The sequence below is a fragment of the Nonomuraea sp. NPDC049624 genome, from assembly GCF_040675255.1.
Lineage (GTDB): Bacteria > Actinomycetota > Actinomycetes > Streptosporangiales > Streptosporangiaceae > Nonomuraea.
In genome coordinates, this window is record NZ_JBFAOR010000007.1 from 449,326 (window position 1) to 472,567 (window position 23,242).

Consider the following 23,242-nt stretch of genomic DNA (forward strand, 5'->3'; position numbering starts at 1 on the left):
TGTCATGCCGCTCCCATGCTGTGTACCGGTCGACCGTGTGCACGTTCTCCTCCGCAAATCCGAAAACCTGCGAACATCCAGCCGAAAGGTGAAAGAATCGCCGCGTCGGGCAGGCGCGCAAAAGCATGAATAAGATTCATGATGCACGGCGGAGAGATTGGGACATAGTGCACATATGACTCAATGTCTTATATAAGTCTATACGTTCGAGATTCACCACAATTTTCGATTCCCTCGCCGGAAAACCTCGCCTCCTGGGGTCACACCCCCTTGATCTGCAGCTCAGGAGCCGTCATGTCGAACCCCTGTTTCCAGCAGCCCGGAAACCTTGCTCCCGAACCCGCTGATTTCGTCGGTCGGGGCCGGTTGCTCGCCACCCTCGAAAAGCGGCTCGGCGAGTCGCGGCTGGTGACCGTGACCGGTGTTGGCGGGGTAGGCAAGTCGCGCACAGCGTTCCGGCTAGCGAACATGGTGCGCTCCCGGTATCGAGACGGGGTGTGGTGGGTCGACCTGGGCTGGCTGAAGGACGCGGGCCTGATCAAGCACGTCATCGCCACGGCACTGAGCCTCCCCGAGCAGTCTTCACAGTTCGAGCCGCAGAGTCTGTCGGAGTGGGTGCGCGAGCGCGACATGCTGCTGGTCATCGACACGTGTGAGCACCTGGTGCAGGGCTGCGCCGAGGTGGTGCACGAACTGCTGAAGGCGGCGCCCGGTCTCAAGGTGCTCACCACCTCGCGACAGCGGCTGGATCTGCCGTACGAGCACGTCGTGCCGGTGCCCCCCTTGGAGGTCCCGGGCGACGACGCGCTGGAGAGCTTGTCGCGCAACGAATCCATGCAGCTCATCAAGGCCCGGGCCGGCGTCAGCGTGCCTGATCTGGCACTCGACCACGGCAAGGTCGTCAAGGGCCTGGCGCAGCTGTGCCGTCGACTCGACGGTCTCCCGCTGGCCATCGAGGTGGCGGCGGCCCGATTGCGATGGTTGTCGATAGAGCAGATGCTGACCGATCAGTTCGACCTGCTGGACAGTACGGGCAACGGCAAGCTGCTGCGCCACCGGACGCTGCGCGCCGTGATCAGCCGGAGCCACGGGCTGTGTGAGCCCGCCGAGCAGCTGCTGTGGGCGCGACTGTCTGTGTTCGCCCGTGACTTCGACCTCGACGCGGTCAGAGCCGTCTGCTCCGACGAAGGATTGCCGGCGGACACCGTTTCCGGACTGCTGAGCAAGCTGGTCGACAAGTCAATCGTGCTCTTCAGGAACGACCAGGGAAGCGGACGCTATGAGTTGATCAACGCCCTGGCCGTATATGCCGAGGAGCGGCTCGACGAACTCGGCCAGACGGAGCAGATCCGCCAGCGGCACCTGGAGTACTACCTGCGCCTGGCGCAGCGCAGCGAGGACGCCTGGTCAGGGCCACGCCAAATCTACTGGCACGTGCGCCTGCGCCAGGAGTACGGCAACGTGCAAAAGGCCCTCGAACATGCGCTGAAGTCGAGCGAAAAGGGAGCACTGGCGCTACGACTGCTGTCGTCACTGTGGTTCATGTGGGTCTGCTGCGGATTCACCCAAGACGGACAGCGGTATCTCGAACAGGCGCTGAAGGCCAACGTCATGCCCAGCAAGGATCGGTGCAAGGCGTTGTGGGTCTTGTCCTACGTCCTCAGCGCCCAGGGCGACAGCATGGGCGCGCAGGCGATGGCCGAGTCCTGCCTCGAGGAGGCGGCCATGGTCGGTGACTCGCGGGCGGCGATGCTCGCCTCCAAGATGCAGGGAACCGCGGCGTTGCTCCAAGGAGACTTGAACAAGGCCGGCGCGCTGCTGGGCATGGCGCTCGAGTTCAACACCGACAGCATGGAGCTCAATCCCGGCCTGCTGCCGGCCGTCATCGAGTCGGCGCTGCTGCTGACGGCGCAGGGTGCAACCTCCGACGCCGAGGCGTTGCTCCAGGACTGCCTGCGGATGTGCAAGGAGCGCGGCGAGCAGTGGGTCAGCTCTCACGCGTACTGGGCGTTGGCGGGCAGCATGCTCACCGCCGGCCGCATCGACGAGGCTCTGCTGAACGTCAGAGAGAGCCTGCGTATCAAACGGCGCTTCCACGACACGCTCGGCACCCTGCTGGCTCTGGAGACCGCCATGCGGATCTTCGTAAAGCTCGGACGGTTGCCGCTGGCCGCCCAACTCCTCGGGACGTTGCAGCACAACTGGCACATGGCAGGGGAACCTCAGATGGGCGCGCCATGGATGACGGAGCACCACAAGGAATGCCTGCGGGATTGCCGGCGACAGCTGGACGATCCGGCCTACAGGAGCGCCTTCGAGGAGGGGGCGCGACTCGACCTCGACGAGGCCTCCGCTCTCGCGCTCGATGAGGGGGACGTCCCCCCGTCCACCGCGCTGGAAATCAGAGTCACGGACGACGACGACAAGGCCTTCGCCAAAGTGGAGGATGCTGTCGTGCAGGTCGCGGGGGCCTTCGGGTTCGAGGTGCCCACCGCGCAGGGATCCCGCCACGAGCGTTATGTCATGAAATTTCGAGAGGCCACGTCGGACGGAACGGCCGACGAGCAACTCGAGGAGATGGATCGGGCCCTGCGTGACAAGACCCGTCGCGGCGAAACGGCCCAATCAGACGCGGTGGGCTCCCTCATCACCGTGCTGGAGGATGTGAATCGCGCAGTGGTGCTGGTCGAGCAGACGCTTCTCGTCAAGATGAACGGCCGGATCGTCACCAGGCGACTGTCCACGGCCGAGCAGGCGTACCTGGACAATCATCGCCGCCTCTTCAACGAGCCAGCCGATCTGCTGCATGAGCTCGACCAACTGGAGCCGGACAGTGGACCGGACTCCCGTCGTAGAGTCAAGCGCGGTGATCGCGAGATCATCGTCGAACATCTGGGGGAGCCTGCTGCGCGGGCTCTGGACGCGTGGGCCGATGCTGCAAACTATGAAATATCGGTCAATTTGCCACTCTGGGTGAAAAGTGGGCACACGGAAAGCTGCCTGCTGGCCCTGATCGTCAAAACGCCTCGCGACAGCGGCCGGCGTACGAGCAAAGTCATCGCAAAAGTGTGTCCTCCTGGACCGTCATCACGTGAACCCTCCCAGCATCAACGGGCGTGGGATGCTAGTTCCAGGGCATTCCGCAGAGAGCATCTGGTCGCGGTCAAGCCGCATTCGCCAGCCATCGGCAATGCAGGAGGCTATGTGCTCCTGCAAGAGATCGCCGGAGGCAGTTTCGCCGGCATGTGCCAGATGGCGGAACTGGAGTCCCCGCCGGAGATCATCGACGCTTTCTCCGCGGTGTTGGACGGGTTGCTCTGCAAGTGGAACGGTAAGCGGGCTGATCCCTTTTCGCACATGGACTCAGGCGAGTACATACGCGGCGAGTTGCGCCGCAAATTCGAGCCGAGCGGCAAGCTGTACGCCTGGGCGGAGAAGAACGGGCTCCTCTCTCCGGACCGTCGTTGGATCATGTTCGAGGACGAGAGCAATGCCCGTCTTCTGCCGAACCCCCTAGCCATGGCCGCGGGAACCATCGTCGCCCGGGACAATGTTCAGCATCTGCGCGGGCTGGCTCACGGCGATCTGCATACAGGCAATGTCCTCCTGGAACGTACGCGGCAAGGGGAGCTCCCGTCGCAGCGGTTCAGGTTCGTCGACCTGACCACCTTCGACATCAGCGCACCACTGACCCGAGATCCGGCTATGCTTCTGCTCTCCATCATCGCCGGACGTATACCCCTCGACAAACGCGCTCAGGACAGATTGTCCGACCAAATCGCGCAAGGTGAGGGACGCCACGAACTCTTCGGACCGCTGATGCGCTTGATCCGCGACACCGACCGCAAACTGATACGTGACGATTTCCGCGAGGACTGGATCAATCAGCTGCCTTTGTCGCTGCTGGCCACCGCGCTCCTCCACTGCACGTTCAGTAACTTGGATGAGCGTACACGGTGGTGGTTCTTCCGTCTGGCTGCTCGATGTGGGGCGGAATATCTTCAAGCTACCGATTCATGGCCGTCCTCCAATGAAAGGCCCCATGTGGTTGGGCTGAAGGACATGGGAGGGTTCCTCATGTCTCCGCCGCGTCCGTGACGGTACGGGCGAGTTCACGTTGACACGACTGCGGGCCAGGTGCGGCCGGAGGATGGTTCGCGTCTAGCGGATGTGGTTGGCAGGGGCTTCGAAGATGAGGCCGCGGCCGTCCTCTTCGTCCCAGTCCTCTCCGACCTGGACGAAGCCGAAGCCCGCGATCGTGGCCAGGGACGCCACGTTGTCGGGGCTGATCGTCGCCCGTACGCTCTTGACTGCTGGATCGGCCGCGGCTCGGCGCAGCAACTCGATCAGGATGGCTCGGCCGTACCCCTGGCGACGGAACTCCGGGGCGACCGCGTAGCCGATCTCCACCATGCCCGTCTCGTCGGGCGGTCCGTGAAAGCCGGCATGACCGACGACTACGCCTTCGGGCCCGGTCACCGCCTGCCGCACCATCCACGGTGCGTGGTCAGGGTCGGCGGCCATCTGGTCGATCCGGATCCGCCACAGCCATCGTGCTCTGTCTGTCAGGAAGTAATCGGTCAGAGCGACCCCGGCCGTATCGCTGGCTGTGGCCAGATCCCCGTCGAGCAGAGCGGACATCGCGGTGCTCGACAACTCGACGAAGCGCACCTGCTTCCGACTGGTGGGGTACGAGGTCTGGCGATCGGCTTCATCTGTCACCGTGCGATGGTCGCAAGGTGTCCGACAGACGTCCACGAGTTTTTGGCCGGCGTGTGGCGCTCACAGTAGGGGCAGCTGCATGCGCGCCGGATGACGGGCCTTGGCCGTAACAGATAGTAGTTGACTTATTACTCTATGCTTATGGTGAGGATTGGGTGGCATCCGCCGCTCCTGTCCCGAAGGGAAACCGATCATGCGACGCATCCCGATCGCATTGGCCGCGCTCGCCGCCGCCGGCGCCGTGGCGATGGCCCCGTTCGCCACCGCCCAGGCAGCCACCGCTGTTTCGCTCAACGCGCCGATGGCGCGGGCGGGCGAGGTCATCACGTGTCAGGAGGTGGACGTGCAACTGCCGGACATCTTCGCCCGCGCCTGCGACACCGGCCATTGGGGGCCTCTGTCCGACTTCGTCATCAATTCCAGAGACCGGGCCGTCTATCGCTGCGCCACCGGCTGGGCCGAAGGCAGCCTGTGGGTCCGTGGCCAAGGATGCCGGCGGCTCCAGACCTCCTGACCGGCCGACGGTTCAGGCCGGTGGCTCAGGCCGCTGGCTTAGGTCGGTGGCCCGAGCCGTCGTGGGGGCGTGGGGGAGTCCGTCCGGGAAGTGTGCGAAACGCCGGGACTGGTGACTGCATCGTGAGCGCCGTCGGTCCGGCGGCGGCCGGGAGCGGCCGGAGGGCCGCTCACCCGGCGGGCCGATCCGCTAGGCGGCGCCGAGCGTTCCCGCCGGCCCTCCGCCCGCACCCCGCCCAGGCGCCCCGCCCAGGCGCCCGGCCCAGGCGCCCGGCCCAGGCGCCCTGCCCAGGCACGCCGGCCGCGAGCGGCCTGACCGGCAACCCGTCGCGACCGGGCGACCGGGCGGCCGCGCGGGTGCGCGGCAGGTCCTGGCCGGTGCCCGCCGGACGCCGGAGCGCCCCGACATGGAGAGCGGCATACCTGCCCAGCGCGGACGCTTGGTCGAACCCCGGGTACGGACGGTGACGACAGTTCGGAGCGCTTCGCACGGGGGACGTCCATGACCGCGATCACCTTCGACCACGCCGCCACCGGCTACACCCTGGCCCAGGCCCGCCGCCTGGCTCACGCCGCCGCCCTCGCCTACAAGGACGAACCCGTGGTCCGGGCCACCGCCAGCAGCTGGGGCTTCGACCGCGTCAGGTGCTTCCGCGTGCCGCACGCCGCGCCTTTCCCGCTGGAGGACACCCAGGCGTACGCCGCGGCCAGCGACCACATGATCGTCGTCGCCTTCCGCGGCACCCAGCCCGAGGAGCTGCGCGACTGGCTCTCGGACGCCGACACCCTGCTCACCCCCTTTGCCGCCGCCGACGGCAACATCCACGCCGGCTTCTACCGTGCCCTGGACGTCGTGCACCCCGCCCTGCTGCACACCCTGGAGGAGTGGCACACCTCGCGCCAGTCGTTGTGGTTCACCGGGCACAGCCTCGGCGGCGCGCTGGCCATGCTCGCCGCCGCCCGTACCCACTTCGAGGATCCGACGTTGCTCGCCGACGGCGTCTACACCTACGGCCAGCCCCGCACCTGCTGCCCCAAGCTGGCCGCCGCCTACGATCAGGCCTTCGGCGGACGCACCTTCCGGTTCGTCAACAACAACGACATCGTCGCCCAGCTCCCGCCCGCCCCGCTGTTCCACCACGTCGCCGAAGAACGGTACTTCGACACCCACGGCAAGCTGCACGACAGGATGCAGACCGTGACCGGCCTGATCGACCGGCTCGCCGGCGCCACCGCCGACCCGCTGGCCCCCGGCACCGACGGCATTCGCGACCACTTCATCGACGCCTACCTGGCCAGGTTCGACGCCGCCGAGCAGGAAGGGGCCTCTCCGGCCGCCGGCCGGAAGGCGCAGTCCGGCCGCGGCGGCGCCAGTGCGCTGAACGGCGTGCTGCCCAAGTAGGCCCGGCGCCCTGGCCGGACGGTGACGACCACCAGGCGCCGCCGAATCTGCGGCACCAGGCCCCGACGCCGCCGGACCTGCGACGCCGCCGAACCTGCGACGCCTGGCCCCCCGACGCCGCCGGGAGGCCGCTCCGACGCCGTCCGGGCAGCGCGGTGGTGACGCGGCTCCCGAGGGGGTGCTCCGCAGCGACTTGACCGGCTGTGTGTGACATTGAGGAGATCTTGTCGGGGCGCGCTAGGGTGAGATCTCGTGCAGTCGCTCACGCCGGAGGACTTATCCCGGATCGGCCCCCATCGGTTGGTCGGGGTGCTGGGGCGAGGCGGTCAGGGAACGGTTTACCTGGCGCAGGGGCCGTCCGGCGAGCAGGTCGCGGTCAAGGTGCTGCACGCCGATGCCGCGGCGGACGAGCACGCACGCCGCCGCTTCCTGCGCGAGGCCGAGGCGGCCCGCCGGGTGGCCGCGTTCTGTACCGCGCGGGTGCTGGACACGGGCCTGGTGGGCGGCAGGCCGTACATCGTCAGCGAGCACATTCCGGGGCCGTCGCTCGACCTGCTGGTCAGGACGGAGGGGCCGCGTTCGGGCAGCGGGCTGGAGCGGCTCGCGGTGGCCACGCTCACTGCGCTGGCGGCCATCCACCGGGCCGGAATCGTCCACCGCGACTTCAAGCCGCACAATGTGATCATGGGTCCGGAGGGGCCCGTGGTGATCGACTTCGGGATCGCCAGGGTGACCGCCCAGACGGCCACGCACAGCGTGGTGGGCACCCCCGTCTACATGGCGCCGGAGCAGTTCGGCGGAGCGCCGATCACCCCGGCGGCCGACCTGTTCAGCTGGGCGGCCACCATGATCTACGCGGCCACCGGGCAGCAGGCCTTCCGTGGCGACGCCCTTCCCGCGATCATGCACGCCATTCTGACCCGCGAACCCGACCTGTCGTCCGTGCCGCCGGAACTGCGTCCGGTGCTGGCGGCGTGCCTGGTCAAGGAGCCCACCGCCCGTCCGGACGCCGCGGCCCTGGTACGCCGCCTGACCGGCGACGAACCCCCGGCCCCACCCGCGCCGCGCGGGCCGTCCGGATGGGCTGTCCCTCCCCAGCCGCACGGGCCGTCCGGATGGGACGTCTCTCCCCAGCCTGCACCCGGCGACGGCGGCGGACGGTCGAAGAGGACCGCCCTGGCCGTCGGCGCTGGAGCGGTCGCTCTGGTGCTGGCAGTGGTGGGCGTAGGAGTCGTGGTCAAGGGCGCGGTACGGGGAGCGCCGTCGATCGGCCCGCTCTCCACCGCCGCTTCCACCCTCCAGCCAAGCCCCTCCGACACACCGATGCCATCACAGACACCAGCCCAGACACCAGCCCAGACACCAGCCCAGACACCAGCCCAGACACCAGCCCAGACACCAGCCCAAACACCAGCGCAGACGCCCTCGGAAAAGCCGCGCGAGGACCCGTTCACCCCCGCCGACCTCGACAAGGAGAGCACGGACCCGACCCCGATCACGGCCGACGCCCTGCTCCCGCAGTCCTTCACGAGTGCCATGGGGATACGTTTCAGCCGTAAGGCGGCCGGGGTGGAGGACTGCCCGAGCCCGTGGCCCGTCGCCAGGGTCAAGTCCGCCCTGCGCAAGGCGCGCTGCGACGACATGGCCGTGGGCGTCTACGTCGGCTCGGGCGCCCCGAAGGGACGTGTCATGGTGACCGTCTGGGTCGTCCCGCTGAAGGACTCGGGCCGGGCCCGCGCCGCGTACGCGAGGCTCAAGGACGTCCAGGCGCAGGAGTGGGGCATCCGCTGCCCGCAGACCGGTCCGGGGTCGACCGGAATCTGCTACACGTCCAACTGGTGGGACGTGCAGCTGTCCCCGTGGACCGGGCGGCGCGGCCGGTACGTGATCCGCACCCTGGCCGTCCACACGAACCTCACCAGAGCCGCCGCCGCGGCCGAGTGGCTCAAGGACGCCTCGCGCGCGGCGTTCGAGAAGTCAGGCCCCCTGGCCCACCAGAACGGACAGTGAACAATCCGGCGGCCTACGTGCGCATAAAGGTCAGATCCGAAATGTCAAGATCACTTGCTGCTCAAAGCCGTCTCCAGTCTCAGCCGATCTCTCCGTTAACTCCGGTCCCTTGCTGGGCGACGTTGATCGCGTAAAGATCCCCACGCAAGGAGCTGCCATGATCCGCGCACTCAACCAGCTGGGAGACCGCCTCCTCGACAAACTCCTCCCCTCGGCGAACGCCTCGGCCGCGTGCTGGACCGACTGGTGCTGCCAGGGCAAGTTCTGCCGGACCTGCTGCTACCACGACTCCAGCGGCACGGTCAGCTGCGGCAGCTTCGACTACTGCTGACGACTCCTCCCGATCTCCCATGACAGCCATGCAGTACGTCGCGCTGGCCTGCCGGGTGGCGCTGGGCGTCGTCTTCCTGGTCGCGGTGGCCGGCAAGGTGCGCGGCAGGTCCGCGTTCGCCGGGTTCCGCGGGTCCGTGCGCGGTCTGGTCCCTCTGGGGCCGCGGGCCGTCACGGCGCTGAGCGGCGCCGTCGTCCTGGCCGAGGGGTGCGTCGTCGTGCTGCTGGCGGTCCCCGGGACAGTGCGGGCCGGCATGGTGCTGGCCGGCACCGTCCTGGTGGGGTTCTGCGCCGGCATCGTCAGGGCGGTGCGTTCGGGCGCCACGACGCCGTGCCGGTGCTTCGGCGCCGCCGGGACGCCGCTCGGCCGCCGCCACCTCGTCCGCAACGCCGGGCTGCTCGCGCTGGTCGCCGCCGGGCTCGTGCCGGGGCACGCCGCACCGCATCCGGCGGGCGTCGCCCTGAGCGTGCTGGCCGGCGGCGTCCTCGCCGTCATCGTGATCTTCTTCGACGACCTCGCCGACCTGTTCGCCGCACAACCGCGTCACCCCTGAGGAGCTCGCATGCCCTATCTCGTCGCCGCCGTCGTCATCGTCGGACTGTTGTGCCTGGTCAACCTGGTGCTGACGCTGGCGGTGATCCGCCGCCTGCGCGCGCACACGCTGCGGCTGTCGGAGCTGGGGCCGACGCGTCCCCCGACGGTGCAGCCGGGCACGACGATCGGCGAGTTCAGCGCGGCCACCGCCGACGGCGGGACCGTGTCGCGCGCGTTCTTCTCGGGGATCTCCGTGGTGGCGGTGTTCTCCACCGAGTGCGCGTCCTGCCACGAGCTGCTGCCGGAGTTCACGTCCTACCTCGCCGACACGCGTCCGGAGCGGGTGCTGGCCGTGGTCACGGGCGACCCGGACGAGGCCCGGCGGTTCACCCGCGAGCTGACCTCGGCCACCGTCGTCGTGGAGCCGATGGGCGGCCCGGTGAGCAGGGCGTTGCAGGTCTCGCAGTTCCCGAGCTTCCTCCTGGTCGACGGTGACGCGGTGGTCGTGGCGGCCGACGGCGCACCGGGCAGGCTGCCGGCGGTCACCCGCCGATGACCCCTCCGGCCGGGCCCGGCGGCGCCGCCCGGGGACGGCGTGCGCGCGCGGCCGTGGGGCTCGCCTGGCGGGCGCACCCGGCCGCCGTCCTTGGGTCGGGGATCGCGGTGCTGCTCATGGGGCTGGTGCCGGTGGCCGCCGCGTGGCTGACCAAGCTCGTCCTGGACGGCCTGGCCGCCGGGGCGGGGCCCGCCGAGCTGCTGCCCCCGGGGGTGGCCCTCGGCGTGACCGGCCTGGCCGGCGCCGCCCTGCCCGCGGTCGCGGAGTACGCCCAGGAGCAGCTCCGCCGCGCGCTCCAGGTGCTGATCCAGGACCGGCTGTTCCAGGCCGTCAACGCCCATCCGGGGCTGAGCCGGTTCGAGAACCCGGCCTTCCACGACCGCATGCGGCTGGCGCAGGAGGCCGGGCAGAACGCGCCGCAGCGGATCGTCCGCTCGACCCTGGGGATCGCCCAGGGGGCCGTCACCCTCGCCGGGTTCACCGCGGCGCTGGCGGTGCTCGCGCCGGGGATGATCGTCGTGGTGGCGCTCTCCGCGATCCCCTCGGTCCGCGCCCAGCTCGACCTGTCCCGGCGTCGCGCGGGCATGATGTGGGGCGTCAGCTCCAGGGCCCGGCGGCAGATCTTCTTCGCCGGCCTGCTCACCAGCCCCGACGCGGCCAAGGAGATCCGCCTGTTCGGCCTCGGCGACCTGCTGCGCGGCCGGATGCTGGCCGAGCTGCGCGCGGTCAACGCCGCCGAGCAGGGGCTGGCCCGCCGGACCCTGCGCACTCAGGGCGCGTTGTCGCTGGTGGGGGCGGCCGTCGCGGCGGCCGGCCTGCTGTGGGCGATCATCGCCGCCGCGTCGGGCGCGCTGAGCGTCGGCGACGTCGCCGTGTTCGTCGCGGCCGTGGCCGGGGTGCAGTCGGCGCTGGCGTCGATCGTCGGCCAGTCGGCGGACGCGCACAACGCGCTGCTGATGTTCGGGCACTACCTCGACGTGGTGGCCGACCCGCCCGACCTGCCCGTGCCGCGGCGGCCGCGGCCCGTCCCGGCGCTGCGCGAGGGCATCGAGGTGCGCGACGTCTGGTTCCGCTACGACGACGCCCATCCGTGGGTGCTGCGCGGGGTCGACCTCTTCGTCCCGCGCGGCGGCTCGCTCGCGCTCGTCGGCCTGAACGGCGCGGGCAAGAGCACCCTGGTCAAGCTGATCTGCCGGCTGTACGACCCGGTGCGCGGGTCCATCCTGTGGGACGGCGTCGACCTGCGCGAGACGGACCCGGCCGAGCTGCGCGGCCGCATCGGCGCGGTCTTCCAGGACTACATGTCCTACGACCTGACCGCGGCCGAGAACATCGGGCTCGGCGACGTCACGGCGATCGGCGACCGGGAGCGGGTCGAGGACGCCGCCCGGCTGGCCGGCGTCCACGAGACGGTCGCCGGGCTGCCGCGGGGCTACGACACGCTGCTGAGCCGCATCTTCTTCGGCGACCGGGACGACCCCCAGGCCGGAGTCGTGCTGTCCGGCGGTCAGTGGCAGCGTCTGGCGCTGGCCCGCGCCCTGATGCGGAAGGGACGCGACCTGCTGGTGCTGGACGAGCCGAGCTCCGGCCTGGACGCGCAGGCCGAGCACGCCATCCACCAGAGCCTGCGCCGCCACCGCGCCGGACGCACCAGCCTGCTGATCTCCCACCGGCTGGGCGCGGTCCGGGAGGCGGACACGATCGTCGTGCTCGCCGAGGGCCGGGTCGCGGAGCAGGGCTCGCACGCCCAGCTGATGGCGCTCGGCGGGGAGTACGCGAGCCTGTTCACCCTCCAGGCCCAGGGCTACGAGCCGACGCCCCCGCCGGGCTCGCGGACGGGCGACATCGCCCGGACGACGACGCCGAGCACCCGGTCGAACGGCACGTAACCCCACACCCGCGAGTCCTCGCTGACCGGCCCGTCACCCAGGACCACCAGCCGCCCGGCCGGGACGGTGTCGCCCGGCGACGCCCCCACCCGGCCCGCGACCTCGGGCGGAACCGGGTCGCCCGGCACGGCCACCGCCCGCTTGATGAACCACGTGGCCGCCCCCGGCGCCGGCAGCGGCCCGGTGCGCCACTCGCCCCCGGGCGGCAGCGTCTGCAGCACCACGACCTGGCCGCGCCGGACGCCCGCCCCCGTCGTCCTGCGGACGAGCACCCGGTCGCCGGTGCGGTAGGTCGGCAGCATGCTCGCCCCGCTGATCCGGACGACGACCAGACGCCGCCGGGCGACGGCCAGCCCGGCGGCCAGCCCGGTGGCCAGGGCCGCGATCGGGGCCAGCAGGATCAGGACACGCCGCACGACGCCCTCCCAAGTCGATCATCACCCGGTGACTGCCGACACTAGCGGCGGATCTCCGCGCCGGACAGCCCGTACGGCCAGCCGAAGGGGCCGCGCACCTCACGGCCCGGGCCGGCCAGGGTGGTCGAGGCCGGCGGTGAGCTGGTCGATCGCCGTGTCGATCCGCCGTCCGAGCAGGGCGGTGTCCGGCGGCCCCGCGGCGGCCGCGGTCTGCCGGAGCCACTGGTCGAGGACGACGCGCAGCGCCGTCAGGGCCGCGGCCGCGCACAGCAGCGGGTAGCCGGTGTCACCGGGACGCCCGGGGGCTGGGTGGCCGACGCGCTCGGCGATCGCCTCGGCCAGGGCCTGCTCCTGTGCGGCGAGCACGGCCAGTTGCTGCGGCACCAGCGTGGGCGCCGACCGGACGAGCTGCAACGCCCGGACGTGGTCGCGGCCGGCCGCGTCGCTCTCGTTCATGACCGTCAGCACGGCCTCGCGGAAGGCGCGCAGGACCGGCTCGGTGCGCGGCCGGGCCCTGAAGCGGGCGACGAGCTCCTGCGCGGCGGCGGCCAGCGAGGCCACGACCGCCTCCTCCTTGCTGGAGAAGTAGTTGAAGAACGTGCGCAGCGCGATGTCGGCCTCGCCGGCGATCTGCTCGACGGTCACGTTCTCGACGCCGTGGCGCAGGGCGAGCCGGAGCGCCGCCTCGCGGAGGGCGGCGCGGGTGGCCTGCTTCTTGCGTTCGCGGCGGCCGGGCGACGCGGGCCCCCCGCCGCCCGATGCGAGCTGAACCACCCCGGCCTCCTCTGCCACGGTCCTCATTATGGGCTCCGGCGGGGTGACGGGGCTCCGGCGGGCATCGCGCCCGCTCAGGGCCAGGCGACGTCAGGGCCAGGCGACGTCAGGGCCAGGCGACGTCAGGGCCAGACGACGTCAGGACCAGGCGACGGGCAGGGAGTGCACGCCGAAGATGAGCATCTCGTCGCGCACCGGCACCTGGCCGGCCGGCACGGCCAGCCGCAGGCCCGGCAGACGCGTGATCAGCTCCTTCAGGCCGATGCGCATCTCCACCCGGGCGAGCTGCTGGCCCAGGCACTGGTGCACGCCGTGCCCGAAGGCCAGGTGCGGGACGCGCGCGCGGTTGACGTCGAAGCGGTCGGCGTCGGGCCAGTGGCGGGGGTCGCGGTTGACCTCGGGCGTGGCGATCACGACGGTCGCGCCGGCGGGGAGGTCGGCGCCGCCCAGCGTGACGGGCTCGGTGGTGACGCGGCTGACGCCGAGCTGGATGATGCTCAGGAAGCGCAGCAGCTCCTCGACCGCGTTGTCGACGAGGGAGGGGTCCGCCCGCAGGGCGGCGAGCTGGTCGGGGTGCTCCAGCAGGGCGAACGCGCCCAGTCCGAGCATGTTGGCGGTGGTCTCGTGGCCCGCGCCGAGCAGGACGAGGGCGACGTCCACGAGCTGGGCGTCGGTCAGCGGCGGGTCGGCGTCGTGGACGAGCCCCGACAGCAGGTCGTCGGCCGGCTCGGCGCGCTTGGCGGCCACCAGCCGCTGCATGAACGCGTACAGCTCGGCGCCCGCCACGGCCCGCTCCTCGTCGGTGGAGTCGGCGTTCAGCCCGACGGAGGTGCGTTCCTGGAACTCGGCGCGGTCGGCGTAGTCGACGCCGAGCAGCTCGCAGATGACCAGCGACGGCAGCGGCAGCGCGAACGACGGCACGAGGTCGGCCTCCGTGCCGGCCGCCTTCATCGCCTCGATGTGCTCGACCGCGATCTCGGTGACCCGGGCCTCCAGCTGCCGCATGCGCCGGACGGTGAACTGGCCGGTCAGCAGCCGGCGGATGCGCGTGTGCTCGGGCGGGTCCATGAACACGAAGAAGCCGTCCTCGCGGCTCTCGACGGACGGGCCCGCCGGAAGGACGCCGGCCGCCTGCTCGGCCACCTCGTGCGGCTGCAGCGACGTGGCCTCGCGGTGGCGGACCCGGTCGGCGCTGAAGCGGGCGTCGGACAGGACGGTGCGGGCCTCGTCGAAGCCGGTGACCAGCCACGCCCGCGCGCCGTTGAGCAGCTCGACCGGCCGGACCCGGTCCTGGCCGCGCCGCTCCCGCAGGCCCGGCGGCGGGTCGAACGGGCACCCGCCGCGCTCGACCAGGTCGGCGGGCAGGATCCGGCGCATCGCCGCGGGGCTCGCGCCGGGGGAGTCGCCGGTCAGGCTGCGGTCGCTCATCGGCACGTCCTGTTCTCTCGGGGGTGCGGGCCGTTCCAGCGTACGAAGATGCACGACGCGCATCAATGCACGTTGTGCATATCCATTCGGACGCCGGACCGAGGTGTGTTCGCCGGCCCACGGGGCAAAGGCACGCATCCGACAGCTCACCCGCACGGGAGGAACGTGATGACGCGACAGCCTGTACGAGCACCGGTTGCGGCACCGGGTGCGGGGGCGGCGTGAGCGGTAAGGGCTCGCAGGAGGCGACCTACGCGGCGCTGGCCGCCAACCTGGGGATCGCCGTCACCAAGTTCGTGGCGTTCTTCTTCACCGGCTCGTCCTCGATGCTCGCCGAGGGCATCCATTCCTTCGCCGACTCGGGCAACCAGGGGCTGCTGCTGCTCGGCCAGTCCCGCGCCAAGCGCGGGCCCACCCCGTCCCATCCCTTCGGCCACGGGCGCGAGCGGTACTTCTACGCCTTCCTGGTCTCGGTCGTGCTGTTCTTCGGCGGCGGCCTGTTCGCCCTGTACGAGGGTTACGAGAAGATCAGCCACCCGAAGCCCCTGGAGAGCTGGCCGTGGGCGATCGGGGTGCTCGTGGGCGCGATCGTCATGGAGGGGCTGTCCCTGCGCACGGCGGTGCGCAACGCCAACCGCGCCCGCGGGGGCCGGTCGTGGCTGCGCTACATCCGCGAGGCCAAGGCCCCCGAGCTGCCCGTGGTCCTGCTGGAGGACACCGCCGCCCTGCTCGGGCTGGCCTTCGCTCTCATCGGGGTCACGCTCACGCTGGTCGTCGGCGACCCGGTCTACGACGGCATCGGCTCGATCGCCATCGGCGTGCTCCTGATCATCGTGGCCGTCACCCTGGCCACCGAGACCAAGAGCATGATCATCGGCGAGGCGGCGTCGCCGGAGGTCCAGCGGGCCATCGAGGAGGCCCTGCGCGAGGACGACGCCGTCGCCTCCTTCACCCGCCTGCGCACCCTGCACCTGGGCCCGGAGGAACTGCTCGTCGCCGCCCGCGTCACCGTCGCCGAGCAGGGGGACGCCGTGGCCGAGGCGCTGGCCAAGGCGGAGCAGCGCATCCGCGAACGCGTCCCGATGGATACGGTCGTCTACCTGCAGCCCGAGGCCTGATCCTGCCACTGCCGGACCCACGAGCGGCCGTAGTCGTTGCCGTGCGGCGTGCGCAGCACGGTGTGGACGTGGAACGGCTTGGGCGTGTCGTAGTCGAGGAAGACGCCGCGGTGGTGGTCCAGCTCGGCGACGATCACCGGTGACTGCAGCCGGTAGTAGAAGACGTCGCCCGGCCGGTGGCCGCCGATCCAGCAGAACCAGGTCTCGTCGAGGTGCGCGGCGATCTCGCGCAGCCGGGCGGCGCGCGGCCCCGCCGGGAGCAGGCCGACGAACGACTCCGCGACGGCCAGCGCGTGCTCCCGGGCCGCCGCGGGCATGGCGGCGACCCGCACGCCCTCGAACGGGATCACGCGGTTGTCCTGGAACGCCCCGGCCAGATGGCGTTCGTCCCCCGGATGCACCCGTCCCTCGGGCATCGCCGGGTCGACCATGTGCTCGTAGACGACGGCCTGCCGGCGCTGCTCCTCGGGCAGGGCGGCCATCAGCCGCAGGCCGCGGGCGACCCGGTCGGCGAACAGGTCGCGCAGGCCGGCGTGCGGACCGGCGTCGATCTCGTCCGGCTCGGCGCCGAGGAACACCGGCGACAGCGCCATGCGGCCCTCGACGACCAGGCAGTTGAGCGCGCAGTGGTGGCCGTAGAGCTGCCAGCCCCAGGGGGCCCGCGGGCCGGGCGTGCCGTAGAGGGCGAAGTTGTAGCTGAACTCGTTGAGTATCGTCTCCAGGCCGACGACCTCGCCCAGGAAGCCGTTGACCCGCATCACCGCGCGGACGAGCCGGCCGCCCTCGGGCGAGAGCGAGGCGGCCACCAGCGCCAGCGCCTTCTCCCTGACGACCGGCGGTCGCAGGTCCAGCCGCAGACCGGTGTCGAACTGCAGGAACTCCGGGTTGGCCCAGGTCTGCCACGCCGCGGCGTCGGCCTCGTGCGAGAGGCGTTCGCGGCCCTCATCGTCGAGGCAGGCCAGCAGGTCGCGGGCAGCCGACACCATCGCGGCGACCGGCGCCTCCTCGCCGGGGACGGCCGGGGTCAGCGGGTACAGGCCGTCCCGCAGGACGCCGTCCTCGGTGACGCCGCGGAAGTCGCTCCCGTACAGCGGGGTCCAGCCCTCGATCAGGCCGCCGGTGAACGTCCCCGGTCTCCTGGCCAGCTCGCGGTAGGCGTAGGGGTCGAGGCCGCGCACGCCGGCCAGCCGCGGGTGGTCGTGCGGGAACAGGTACTGGCGGAACTCGCCGGGCATGAGGGGCTCTCCGGTCTGTCTCAGACGGTGGTGTTGTGCCGGGCGACGGCGGCCCGCACGGCGCTCTCGTCGCCGGCCGCGATCGCCTCGACCAGGTCGGCGTGGATCTGGTGGCGCAGCTCGCGGTAGCCGGCGCCGGCCGCGTCGTCGGGACGCGGGGACGCGGCGCCCAGATGGCCGAGCGTGCCGATGTAGACGGCTCGGGCCATGGCGTTCGGGCTGATGGCGGCGATGCGCTCGTGCAGGGCCCAGTTGGCGCGCATGAAGGCGTCCCAGCCGGGCGCGGCGCGCAGCCACCGCAGCAGGCGGCGCAGGTCGGCGACGTCCCGGCGGGTGCGGTGGCGGGCGGCGCCGACGTCGATCAGCTCCTCCAGGTGGTCGCGCAGCTCGACGGCGTCGGCCACCGTGCCCGGCTCCTCGGCGACGCCGAGCAGGGTGTGCCGCAGCCGCACCACCGGGCCCGGGTCGGCGACGAACAGCCCGCCGCCGCGGCCCGGCCGGATCTCCAGCACGCCCCGGTCGCGCAGCAGCCGGACGGCCTCGCTGACCGTGGCGTAACCGAGGCCCGTCTCCGCGCGCAGCGACTCCAGTGTGCCGACCGGCTCCCCGGGCCCCAGCCCGCGTGACCTGATCCGCTCGTCGAGCGCGGCGGCCAGCCGCTCGGCCCGCGTGCTCGCGCCCTGCCCGAGCGCGGCGGCCGGTTGTCCGGGCGAGGAGGAGTAGGGCATAGTCCGGATCCAACCACAAAACCTGCGAATCTTTAGCAGGTTTTTCGCCGCCTTGAGGAGATGAGCGATGAGGATCGTCGGGATCCGCAGGAACGCCGCCGGAGGCGTCGAGGCGGGCGCGCTGTCGGACGACGGGGCCGAGGTCACCGTCCTCGCCCCGCTGGAGCGGTTCTGGGCCGGCGCGGCCGGCTTCCTGGCCCGCGAGCCGGCCGGCGAGCGGCTCCCGGTCGCGTCGGTCACCCTCGTGCCGCCGGTGCTGCCGCAGGCGCGGGTGATCTGCATCGGGCTGAACTACCTCAGGCACGTCGCCGAGGGCTCCTACGCGGGGGACGGCGTGCCGCCGCACCCGACGCTGTTCGCCCGCTGGACGCGGTCGCTGACCGTGGGCGGCGTCCCGGTGCCGGTGCCCTCGGGCGAGGACGGCCTGGACTGGGAGGGCGAGGTCGTCGCGTACGTCGGCGCGCCGCTGGTGGACGCGGACCCGGAGGAGGCGCTGGCCGCGGTCGCCGGCTACTCGGTCTTCAACGACCTCACCGCGCGCAGGGCGCAGAAGCTCACCAGCCAGTGGATCCTGGGCAAGAACGCCGACCGTTCCGGCCCGCTCGGCCCGCTGGTGCCCGCGTCCGAGGTCGGTGACCTGCGCGACGGGCTGCGGCTGCGGACCCGGGTGAACGGCGAGGTCGTCCAGGACGGGCGTACCGACGAGATGGTCTACGGCGTCGGCGACACGCTCGCCCTCATCTCGCGCACGTTCACGCTGCGGCCCGGCGACCTGCTGGCCACCGGCACGCCCGCCGGGGTCGGTTACGCGCGCACCCCTCCGTGGCTGCTGCGGCCCGGCGACGTCGTCGAGGTCGAGGCCGAACGCCTCGGCAGCGTGCGCAACCCGATCGTCGGCAACGACGCGCGGGCGCTGACCGAGCCGGAGGGGTGAACCGCGGCCCGATGGCCGACACTGGGGTGGTGGAGACACGACCTGTCCGCGGCGGGGCGGGGCGGCCGGGGCACCGGCTGCGCTTCGGCCCGGCCGCCGAGGGCATCGAGCGGCTGGCGGCCTCGCTCGTCGGCGAGGCGTTCGCGCCCCACCGGCACGACACGTACGCGATCGGCGTCACGCTCGCCGGCGTGCAGACCTTCCGCTACCGGGGCGAGCTGCGGCGATGCCTGCCGGGGGAGTGGCACGTCCTGCACCCCGACGAGCTGCACGACGGGGCCGCGGGCACCGACGCGGGCTTCGGCTACCGGATCTTCTACGTCGACCCGTACCTGATCCAGGAGGCCCTGGGCGGCCGGCCGCTGCCGTTCGTCGCCGACCCGGTCGTGCGGCCCGATGGCATGTCGCCGGCGCTGCTCGCCTGGCTGCGGCACCTGGACGAGCCCCTGGAGGAGCTGGCCCGGCTGGAGGTCGCGCTGCTGGTCGCGGCTGCCCTGGAGCGCCACGCCGACGTCCCCGTCCGGCGGCGGCGCGACCCGCTCGCGGTCGAGGCGCTGGCACGGGTGCGCGAGCTCATCGCCGCCGACCCGGCGACCCGGCACCCGGTGGCCGAGTTCGAACGCGTCTCGGGGCTCGACCGCTGGACGATCGCCCGCCAGTTCCGCGCCGCCTTCGGCACCAGCCCGACCCGGTACCGGACGATGCGGCAACTGGACGTGGCCCGGCACGCGATGCGCGGCGGCCTGCCGCTGCGGGAGGCCGCGCTGCGGGCGGGCTTCGCCGACCAGAGCCACCTGACCCGCATGTTCAAGCGCGCCTACGGGCTCACCCCCGGCGAATGGACCACGGCCCTCACCTGACCCCCGGCGCGTCGAGCGCGTCGCTCACCTGGCTGCCGTCGGTCCTGGCCTCGATCGCGCGGATCACGGCCACCATGTCGAGCGTGCCGTGCCCGAGTGCCAGGGTCTCGGCGAACAGGGCGTGGCAGACGTCGATCAGCGGCGAGGCCACGCCCGACGCCCGCGCCGCCCCGGCGATGAGCCGGTTGTTCTTCAGCACGTCGGCGATGGCCGCCTGGGCGGCGAAGTCGCCGTCCAGCAGCTTGCGGACCTTCCCCCGCGACACGTCGCTGGCCATCGGGCCCGAGTCGAGCACTTGGGCGAAGCGGTCGAGGTCCAGGCCGTGCCGGGCGGCGAAGTGCGCGGCCTCGGCCAGGCCGCTGACCATGGTGATCAGGAAGATGTTCACCGCCAGCTTCATCAGCAGCCCGCCGGGCACCGGGCCGCACGCGATCGTCCCGGCGCACATCGGCGCGAGCAGGGGGGCCACCTCCTCGACCGCCGCGGGCTCGCCGGCCAGCATCGCCACCAGCCGTCCGGCCTCGGCCGGGCCGCGCGAGCCCGACACGGGCGCCTCGACGTAGTCGCCGCCGGCCGCCCGCACCGCCGCGCCCAGGTCCGCCGACCACGCCGGGGACGTCGTGCCCATGTGCACCACGATCCGCCCGGCGACCAGGGAAGCGAAGCGCGGCGTGCCGCGCCCGAGCACCGCGTCCACGGCGGCCTCGTCGGCCAGCATGAGCAGCACGACCCTGGCCCGCGCGAACACCTCGTCCGGGCTCGCCGCCACCTGCGCGCCGGCCGCCCGCAGCGGCTCGCACCCGGCCGTCGTACGGTTCCAGACCACGACCGGCGTGCCCGCCCGCACCAGGTTGAGCGCCATGGGCCGGCCCATGATCCCCAGTCCGATGAATCCCGTTCCGGCCATCCGCCCTCCCGCTCTCCGTGTCCCGCCGCCACCGTTGTAGCGGCAGGGACGGGCTGCGGTCTTGAACGGTTGTGCGGCCCCGGCCGGCGTCAGGGAGTGGTGACGTCGAGGTCGACGCTGGAGACGCCGAGCACGCCGTCGATCTCCAGCAGCTCGGTGATCAGTACCCCGACCGGCCCCGAGCCCTGGACGACGAGCCAGATCGAGATCGACTCCCGGTCCTCGCGCGGCCGGTCGCGTTCCAGGGAGAGCTCGGCGATGACGAAGCCCCTGTCGCTGCACAGCGCCAGCACCCGCCGCAGCGCGCCGTGACGGTCGAGGTAGGTCAGGTGCAGGCGCGACTGGGCGTACTTCGAGCGGGGCAGCCGGGCGCTGAGCGGGGTGAAGACGAGCAGGACCAGGAAGTGGCCGGCGGTGACGGCGACCGCCAGCAGCCACAGCCCGGCCCCGGCGGCCATGCCGACCGCGCAGGTCAGCCAGACCACCGCGGCGGTGGTCAGGCCGCGCACCGCGTCCCGGCGGACGAAGATCAGGCCGCCGCCGATGAACCCGATGCCCGACACGATCTGCGCGGCCACCCGGGACGGGTCGAGCGTGACGTGCTCGCCCAGGACGTCGGCGAAGCCGTACTTGGACACCAGCATGATCAGGGCCGAGGCGAAGCCGACCAGCGTGTGGGTGCGCAGGCCGGCGCTCTTCTGGCGGATCTCGCGTTCGAGCCCGATGGCGGCCGACAGGAGCAGGGCCAGGCCGAGTTCGCCCAGCTGGGTCCATCCTTGCCCGGCCAGTGCCGTCGTGACGAACGCCGTCCCCATTTGCCCAGATGTCCCCGGCGGGCGCGGGTCTCACACCTGCGTCGCAAGAAGTCAGTTGTCTGACTGAGTTTCTGTGCTACGGTTCTTTTTAGTCAGACGACTAACTAATGACTGAGGAGAACCACCATGTTCGTTGTCACGGGTGCCACCGGGAACGTCGGCCGCACGCTGGTCGGTCTGCTGGCCGAGGAGGGCCTGCCGGTCACCGCCGTCGCCCGCCGCGTCACGCAGGCCGACGTGCCGCCGGGCGTCCTGGCCGTCGCCGCCGACCTGGGTGACGTCGCGAGCCTGCGTCCGGCCCTGGCGGGTGCGGACGCGCTGTTCCTGCTGGTGGCGGGGGAGGACCCGGAGGGCGTGATCGCGGCGGCCAGGGAGGCGGGCGTGCGCAGGATCGTCCTGCTGTCCAGCCAGGGTGCCGGGACCCGGCCGGGGGCCTACCCGCACGCAGTCCGCTTCGAGGAGGCCGTCCGCGGGTCGGGCCTGGCCTGGACGGTCCTGCGTTCGGGCGGCCTGGCCTCCAACGCCTACGCCTGGGCCGAGCCCGTACGCCTGCACCGCACCGCCGAGGCTCCCTTCGGCGACGTCGGCCTGCCCTTCGTCGACCCCGCCGACGTCGCCGCCGTGGCGGCCGCCGTCCTGCGTGAGGACGGGCACGACGGGGCGACGTACGTGCTGACCGGCCCCGAGGCCACCACCCCGCGGGACCGGGCGGCGGCGATCGCGGCGGCGCTGGGCGAGCCGGTGCGGTTCGCCGAGCAGACCCGCGAGGCCGCCCACGCCCTCATGGCGCAGGTCATGCCGCTGCCCGTGGTGGAGGGCACGCTCGCCATCCTGGGCGAGCCCACCCCTGACGAGCGGAGCGTCAGCCCGGACGTCGAGCGCGTCCTCGGCCGCCCCGCCCGCCCGTTCGCCGCCTGGGCCGAGCGCAACGCCGCCGCCTTCCGCTGACCGCCGGCGACGAGCACGGCGGCGTGGCGAGCCGGCGGGCGCCGGACGGCCGGAAGCCGGTGACGGCGGGCGTCACCGGCTCCGGAGCCGCGCCCGTCAGGTGATCGGGCAGGTGTCGCGGTACTCCTCGATCGCGGTCCCCCGCGGGGCGGGGCACAGGAACTGGTCGTAGCGGGTGTCGTCGTCGACGAACCGCTTCAGCCAGGCCACCATCGACTTGGCCATCGTGGTGTTGGTGACCTGCGGGAAGAAGTGCGAGGCGCCGTTCAGCTCCAGGTACGCCTTCTCCACCGACGACGGGATCGACTGGTAGAACGGCTCGGAGTGGGTCGCCACCGGCGCGATCGTGTCGGCCTCACCCCCGATGATCATCGTCGGCACCCGGAGGCCCGACCAGCTCTTGGTGAGGTTCCACGGCGCGAGCGGCACCGCCGCCTGGAGCGACGGGCGCGCGTCGGCGGCCTCCAGCGTGCCGCCGCCGCCCATGGAGTGACCGGCCACCGCCAGCCGGGACGCGTCGATCCTGCTCCGCACGGCCGTCGGGCTGCCCGAGGTCAGGTAGTCCAGCGCGGCCAGGAGCTGACGGCCGCGGCTGGCCGGCTGGTCGTAGATCGTGGTGGTCTCGATGCCGATCACCACGAACCCGTGCGAGGCGATCCGCGGCCCCAGCCAGGCGAGGCTGGACCAGGTCGCCGTGTAGCCGGGCGAGATGGCGATCGCGCCGAAGGTGCCCTGGCTGGTGTCGGTCGGGTAGTAGACCGTCCCGCCGCCGAAGCCGGAGACGCTCAGCCGCGAGACGCTGAGCTCGGCGGTCGCGAACGGGCCGCGCGCGGCTTCCAGGATCGCGGAGGTCGGGTCGGGGCCGCGCTCGTACGGGCCGGCCGCGTGGGCGGCCGGCGCCGCCGCGACGCCGCCGGCGAGCAGCGTGACGGCCAGGGCGAGCTTGGTGAACGTTCGCGCGCCGAAGTGGGGGGTGGAGAGCTGCACGTCGTCGAACTCCCTGCTCATCGGGGAATGACTGCTGTCTGTCGCCATTGTCGGGACGCGCAGTCAGTCGTGCATCGGTGAAATCACCGGTCTCGTGCCGCGCGCCGCCCGCGATGGAACCGCTCGGCGGCGTCG

The 23,242-nt window shown here is 72.0% G+C and carries 21 protein-coding genes; 12 read left to right on the top strand and 9 right to left on the bottom strand.

Going from position 1 to position 23,242, the window contains the following annotated elements; genetic code table 11:
• The first annotated feature begins 294 nt into the window (after positions 1–294).
• A complete protein-coding gene (locus tag AB0J76_RS30000; protein WP_352318826.1) occupies positions 295–4,098 on the top strand; it encodes an NB-ARC domain-containing protein in 3,804 nt (1,267 codons plus the stop codon).
• A 63-nt stretch (positions 4,099–4,161) separates the two neighbouring features.
• Here the strand turns inward: AB0J76_RS30000 and AB0J76_RS30005 are convergent, their stop codons facing one another.
• Positions 4,162–4,722, bottom strand: coding sequence for a GNAT family protein (locus tag AB0J76_RS30005; protein WP_352318824.1), 561 nt, complete (start codon positions 4,720–4,722; stop codon positions 4,162–4,164).
• A gap of 193 nt (positions 4,723–4,915) precedes the next feature.
• Between AB0J76_RS30005 and AB0J76_RS30010 the strand changes: the two genes are divergently transcribed.
• The 7 genes from AB0J76_RS30010 (at position 4,916) to AB0J76_RS30040 (ending at position 11,957) form a co-directional block, all read left to right on the top strand.
• The gene (locus tag AB0J76_RS30010) at positions 4,916–5,236 is read left to right on the top strand and encodes a hypothetical protein (RefSeq protein WP_352318823.1); all 321 of its coding nucleotides are present in this window, start codon (positions 4,916–4,918) and stop codon (positions 5,234–5,236) included.
• A 501-nt stretch (positions 5,237–5,737) separates the two neighbouring features.
• Positions 5,738–6,637, top strand: a complete 900-nt coding sequence (locus tag AB0J76_RS30015; RefSeq protein ID WP_352318821.1) for a lipase family protein — start codon at positions 5,738–5,740, stop codon at positions 6,635–6,637.
• A gap of 252 nt (positions 6,638–6,889) precedes the next feature.
• The gene (locus AB0J76_RS30020) at positions 6,890–8,647 is read left to right on the top strand and encodes a protein kinase (RefSeq protein WP_352318819.1); all 1,758 of its coding nucleotides are present in this window, start codon (positions 6,890–6,892) and stop codon (positions 8,645–8,647) included.
• A 157-nt stretch (positions 8,648–8,804) separates the two neighbouring features.
• The gene (locus AB0J76_RS30025; RefSeq protein ID WP_352318817.1) at positions 8,805–8,978 is read left to right on the top strand and encodes a hypothetical protein; all 174 of its coding nucleotides are present in this window, start codon (positions 8,805–8,807) and stop codon (positions 8,976–8,978) included.
• Positions 8,979–8,997: 19 nt separating this feature from the next.
• A complete protein-coding gene (locus tag AB0J76_RS30030; protein ID WP_364391177.1) occupies positions 8,998–9,531 on the top strand; it encodes a MauE/DoxX family redox-associated membrane protein in 534 nt (177 codons plus the stop codon).
• A 9-nt stretch (positions 9,532–9,540) separates the two neighbouring features.
• Positions 9,541–10,068: a TlpA disulfide reductase family protein gene (locus AB0J76_RS30035; protein WP_352318813.1), complete on the top strand. Its 528-nt coding sequence runs from the start codon at positions 9,541–9,543 to the stop codon at positions 10,066–10,068.
• Positions 10,065–11,957 (top strand): ABC transporter ATP-binding protein, encoded by a 1,893-nt coding sequence (locus AB0J76_RS30040; RefSeq protein WP_352318811.1) that lies wholly within the window; start codon positions 10,065–10,067, stop codon positions 11,955–11,957. Before AB0J76_RS30035 ends, AB0J76_RS30040 begins: the two co-directional genes overlap by 4 nt.
• Here AB0J76_RS30040 and AB0J76_RS30045 read toward each other — a convergent pair.
• The 3 genes from AB0J76_RS30045 to AB0J76_RS30055 all read right to left on the bottom strand — a co-directional run bounded on the left by AB0J76_RS30045 (position 11,873) and on the right by AB0J76_RS30055 (position 14,575).
• Complete coding sequence (locus AB0J76_RS30045) at positions 11,873–12,373, bottom strand: S26 family signal peptidase (protein ID WP_352318810.1); 501 nt, start codon at positions 12,371–12,373, stop codon at positions 11,873–11,875. The genes AB0J76_RS30040 and AB0J76_RS30045 overlap by 85 nt on opposite strands.
• A 99-nt stretch (positions 12,374–12,472) precedes the next feature.
• Positions 12,473–13,147, bottom strand: a complete 675-nt coding sequence (locus AB0J76_RS30050) for a helix-turn-helix domain-containing protein (RefSeq protein ID WP_352318808.1) — start codon at positions 13,145–13,147, stop codon at positions 12,473–12,475.
• A gap of 138 nt (positions 13,148–13,285) precedes the next feature.
• Positions 13,286–14,575 (bottom strand): cytochrome P450, encoded by a 1,290-nt coding sequence (locus AB0J76_RS30055; protein WP_352318806.1) that lies wholly within the window; start codon positions 14,573–14,575, stop codon positions 13,286–13,288.
• A gap of 221 nt (positions 14,576–14,796) precedes the next feature.
• Between AB0J76_RS30055 and AB0J76_RS30060 the strand changes: the two genes are divergently transcribed.
• Complete coding sequence (locus AB0J76_RS30060) at positions 14,797–15,693, top strand: cation diffusion facilitator family transporter (protein ID WP_352318804.1); 897 nt, start codon at positions 14,797–14,799, stop codon at positions 15,691–15,693.
• On the opposite strand, the gene AB0J76_RS30065 is transcribed toward AB0J76_RS30060, so the two are convergent.
• Both AB0J76_RS30065 and AB0J76_RS30070 read right to left on the bottom strand, forming a co-directional pair.
• Positions 15,672–16,928, bottom strand: a complete 1,257-nt coding sequence (locus AB0J76_RS30065; RefSeq protein ID WP_352318803.1) for a DUF3500 domain-containing protein — start codon at positions 16,926–16,928, stop codon at positions 15,672–15,674. The two genes, AB0J76_RS30060 and AB0J76_RS30065, sit on opposite strands and share 22 nt — an antisense overlap.
• 20 nt (positions 16,929–16,948) lie before the next feature.
• A complete protein-coding gene (locus AB0J76_RS30070; protein ID WP_352318802.1) occupies positions 16,949–17,656 on the bottom strand; it encodes an FCD domain-containing protein in 708 nt (235 codons plus the stop codon).
• A gap of 67 nt (positions 17,657–17,723) precedes the next feature.
• Here AB0J76_RS30070 and AB0J76_RS30075 point away from each other — a divergent pair, with 67 nt between their 5' ends.
• Both AB0J76_RS30075 and AB0J76_RS30080 read left to right on the top strand, forming a co-directional pair.
• Positions 17,724–18,590 carry a fumarylacetoacetate hydrolase family protein gene (locus AB0J76_RS30075; protein ID WP_352318801.1) on the top strand — a complete coding sequence of 289 codons (867 nt, stop codon included), beginning with the start codon at positions 17,724–17,726 and terminating at the stop codon, positions 18,588–18,590.
• A gap of 29 nt (positions 18,591–18,619) precedes the next feature.
• A complete protein-coding gene (locus tag AB0J76_RS30080; protein ID WP_352318799.1) occupies positions 18,620–19,450 on the top strand; it encodes an AraC family transcriptional regulator in 831 nt (276 codons plus the stop codon).
• Here the strand turns inward: AB0J76_RS30080 and AB0J76_RS30085 are convergent.
• Positions 19,443–20,357: an NAD(P)-dependent oxidoreductase gene (locus tag AB0J76_RS30085; RefSeq protein WP_352318797.1), complete on the bottom strand. Its 915-nt coding sequence runs from the start codon at positions 20,355–20,357 to the stop codon at positions 19,443–19,445. The two genes, AB0J76_RS30080 and AB0J76_RS30085, sit on opposite strands and share 8 nt — an antisense overlap.
• An 89-nt stretch (positions 20,358–20,446) precedes the next feature.
• Complete coding sequence (locus AB0J76_RS30090) at positions 20,447–21,172, bottom strand: MgtC/SapB family protein (protein ID WP_352318795.1); 726 nt, start codon at positions 21,170–21,172, stop codon at positions 20,447–20,449.
• A gap of 126 nt (positions 21,173–21,298) precedes the next feature.
• On the opposite strand from AB0J76_RS30090, the gene AB0J76_RS30095 reads away from it, so the two are divergent.
• Positions 21,299–22,120: an NAD(P)H-binding protein gene (locus AB0J76_RS30095; protein ID WP_364391188.1), complete on the top strand. Its 822-nt coding sequence runs from the start codon at positions 21,299–21,301 to the stop codon at positions 22,118–22,120.
• Between the two features lie 96 nt (positions 22,121–22,216).
• Here the strand turns inward: AB0J76_RS30095 and AB0J76_RS30100 are convergent, their stop codons facing one another.
• Positions 22,217–23,128, bottom strand: a complete 912-nt coding sequence (locus tag AB0J76_RS30100) for an alpha/beta hydrolase (RefSeq protein WP_352327144.1) — start codon at positions 23,126–23,128, stop codon at positions 22,217–22,219.
• Between the last annotated feature and the right edge of the window lie 114 nt (positions 23,129–23,242).

Excerpts from the sequence above, each read along its gene's own strand:
- AB0J76_RS30040 (WP_352318811.1), top strand. The coding sequence starts at position 10,065 with ATGACCCCTCCGGCCGGGCCCGGCGGCGCCGCCCGGGGACGGCGTGCG.
- AB0J76_RS30070 (WP_352318802.1), bottom strand. The coding sequence starts at position 17,656 with ATGCCCTACTCCTCCTCGCCCGGACAACCGGCCGCCGCGCTCGGGCAG.
- AB0J76_RS30065 (WP_352318803.1), bottom strand. The coding sequence starts at position 16,928 with ATGCCCGGCGAGTTCCGCCAGTACCTGTTCCCGCACGACCACCCGCGG.
- AB0J76_RS30035 (WP_352318813.1), top strand. The coding sequence starts at position 9,541 with ATGCCCTATCTCGTCGCCGCCGTCGTCATCGTCGGACTGTTGTGCCTG.
- AB0J76_RS30025 (WP_352318817.1), top strand. The coding sequence starts at position 8,805 with ATGATCCGCGCACTCAACCAGCTGGGAGACCGCCTCCTCGACAAACTC.
- AB0J76_RS30085 (WP_352318797.1), bottom strand. The coding sequence starts at position 20,357 with ATGGCCGGAACGGGATTCATCGGACTGGGGATCATGGGCCGGCCCATG.
- AB0J76_RS30075 (WP_352318801.1), top strand. The coding sequence starts at position 17,724 with ATGAGGATCGTCGGGATCCGCAGGAACGCCGCCGGAGGCGTCGAGGCG.
- AB0J76_RS30100 (WP_352327144.1), bottom strand. The coding sequence starts at position 23,128 with ATGAGCAGGGAGTTCGACGACGTGCAGCTCTCCACCCCCCACTTCGGC.
- AB0J76_RS30095 (WP_364391188.1), top strand. The coding sequence starts at position 21,299 with ATGTTCGTTGTCACGGGTGCCACCGGGAACGTCGGCCGCACGCTGGTC.
- AB0J76_RS30030 (WP_364391177.1), top strand. The coding sequence starts at position 8,998 with ATGACAGCCATGCAGTACGTCGCGCTGGCCTGCCGGGTGGCGCTGGGC.
- AB0J76_RS30090 (WP_352318795.1), bottom strand. The coding sequence starts at position 21,172 with ATGGGGACGGCGTTCGTCACGACGGCACTGGCCGGGCAAGGATGGACC.
- AB0J76_RS30010 (WP_352318823.1), top strand. The coding sequence starts at position 4,916 with ATGCGACGCATCCCGATCGCATTGGCCGCGCTCGCCGCCGCCGGCGCC.
- AB0J76_RS30015 (WP_352318821.1), top strand. The coding sequence starts at position 5,738 with ATGACCGCGATCACCTTCGACCACGCCGCCACCGGCTACACCCTGGCC.
- AB0J76_RS30000 (WP_352318826.1), top strand. The coding sequence starts at position 295 with ATGTCGAACCCCTGTTTCCAGCAGCCCGGAAACCTTGCTCCCGAACCC.
- AB0J76_RS30055 (WP_352318806.1), bottom strand. The coding sequence starts at position 14,575 with ATGAGCGACCGCAGCCTGACCGGCGACTCCCCCGGCGCGAGCCCCGCG.